The sequence below is a fragment of the Streptomyces sp. Q2 genome, assembly GCF_056820935.1.
In genome coordinates, this window is sequence record NZ_JBXEJE010000116.1 from 1 (window position 1) to 1,008 (window position 1,008).

General features: G+C 67.2%; 1 protein-coding gene. It reads left to right on the top strand.

The window, feature by feature from the left end:
• Positions 1-57: 57 nt before the first annotated feature.
• Positions 58-989, top strand: a protein-coding gene (locus tag ACWBNA_RS47825) for an IS5 family transposase (RefSeq protein ID WP_482710879.1) whose coding sequence is annotated in 2 segments (ribosomal slippage) — positions 58-393 and positions 396-989 — 930 coding nt in all. Because the reading frame shifts where the segments join, the coding sequence is not laid out codon by codon here.
• The last annotated feature ends 19 nt before the right edge of the window (positions 990-1,008 follow it).

Sequence of the window (1,008 nt, forward strand, 5' to 3'; positions counted from 1 at the left end):
CTAGGACTTGTCCGGTCGATCATGTGACCACTCCGTCTCTGGGTCGTTGATGTGGACATGGGGCGGGGTGATCTGAGTGATGCTGAGTGGGAACGGCTGCGACCGTTCCTGCCGGTCAGCAACAGGCGTTGTGGCAGGTGGCGGGATCACCGGCAGGTGATCGACGGGATTCTGCACCGGGTGCGGACCGGCGTGCAGTGGCGTGACCTGCCCGAACGGTTCGGTCCGTGGAAGACCGTCTACGAACGCCACCGACTGTGGTCGGGCGACGGGACCTGGGAGCGTCTGCTCCAGCAAGTCCAGGCCGCCGCCGATGCGGCGGGTGAAATCGACTGGGACATCTCGGTCGACTCCACCATCGTGCGGGCGCATCAGCACGCGGCCGGTGCCCGTACCGACCCGCCGCCGGCTCCGGCCTCAAAGGGGGCCGAGACGACAGAACATCAGGGCGAAACCGCGTGGCAGAGCCTGCACGCCCGCCTGGTGGAGGTGGTGCGGGAGGCGAGGGCCTGGGCCGCTCGCGCGGCGGGTTCACCACCAAGCTCCACCTGAGCGCCGACGGCCACTGCCGCCCACTGTCCCTGATCGTCACACCAGGTCAGCGGGCAGACTGCACTCAGTTCAAGCCTGTCCTGGAGAAGATCCGCGTCCCGAAGCCCGGCCCCGGCAGGCCCCGCAAGACGCCGGACAGCATCGCGGCCGACAAGGCCTACAGCAACGGACCCTGCCGCCAGTACCTGCGAAGCCGCGGCATCCGGCACACCATCCCCGAAAAGGCCGACAGCCAGGCCGCCCGCCTACGCAAAGGCTCACGCGGCGGACGACCACCAAGCTTCGACGAAGAGCGCTACAAGAAACGCAACACCATCGAACGGGCCATCAATCGCCTCAAACAGCACCGGGCAGTCGCCACCCGCTACGACAAACGCCGCTACGTCTACCTCGGCACAGCAACCGTCGCTGCCCTCACCATCTGGCTCCGAACATGATCGGCCGGACAAGTCCTAG